Origin of the sequence: Variovorax sp. dw_954 (assembly GCF_018449755.1) — a bacterium.
In the GTDB taxonomy this organism is placed as follows: Bacteria; Pseudomonadota; Gammaproteobacteria; order Burkholderiales; family Burkholderiaceae_C; genus Variovorax.
Genome location: NZ_JAAVVD010000090.1, coordinates 1 through 844, shown reverse-complemented (window position 1 = coordinate 844; position 844 = coordinate 1). Strand labels below are relative to the sequence as shown.

Genomic DNA, 844 nt, shown 5'->3' with positions numbered 1-844 from the left:
TGGCGTGACCTCCACCGTCAGGTCGCTGGTGCCGGGCGTCAGGCCCTCCTGCAGGCCCGAGCCCACGCGCGTGCCGGGCTGGTCCGACAGAAGCAGCATCGCGCGCTCGTAGCTTTTTGCATTGACGGCCTGCCCGGGCTGCAGGTCCGACAGGAAGCCGCGCACGCGCGCCTCGCTGATCGGCGCATCGGGGGCGACCAGCACATCGACCTTGCCCAGCTTGCCTTCGATCACGCTGATCTCGACGACGCCATCGCGCACCGTCTGCACCGGCACCACGGCCGTCGCCAGGAAGTAGCCGCGTGCGCGGTAGAGATCGGTGATGGCCTTGGCCAGGGCTTCCAGGTCCGCCAGCGCCACGTCGCGCCCGATGTAGGGCTGGGTGACCGCCTTGAGCTCATCGGCCGAGAGCGCCTGCGCGCCGTTCAGGCGGATGTCGTTGAGGCGGAAGGTCGGGGGTGGCGCGGGTGTGCGCGGCAGGTCTTGCGGCATGGCCGCGCCGGCCGGGGGGCGTGCGGCCTGTGCGAGCTGGGTGCTGTTGCTGTTGCTGTTGCTGTTGCTGTTGCTGTTGCTGTTGCTGTTGCTGTTGCTGTTGCTGTTGTTGCTGCCACAACTACCGCAGGGATCGTTGGTGGGCAGCAGCTCGGTGTTGGCCGTGGTCGCTGCAGCCACAGTGGTCGCTTCCTCGGCCTCACCCGCCGCATGCGCGCGCTGCGCCGCCAGCAGCCACAGCATCGCGCCCGCGACCACCACGCTGGACGCCACGGCCACCTGCCTGCGCTTCGTGTGCAAGGCGCGCATGGCAGGCGACGCTGCCATCGTCTTCTTCTCGTTGTCCTGGATG

Annotated in this window: 1 protein-coding gene; it reads right to left on the bottom strand. The window is 69.1% G+C overall.

Annotated elements, in window-relative coordinates; translation table 11 throughout:
• Positions 1-819, bottom strand: an 819-nt coding sequence (locus HB681_RS37620) for a POTRA domain-containing protein (protein ID WP_275946437.1), incomplete at its 3' end; no start/stop codon positions are given.
• Between the last annotated feature and the right edge of the window lie 25 nt (positions 820-844).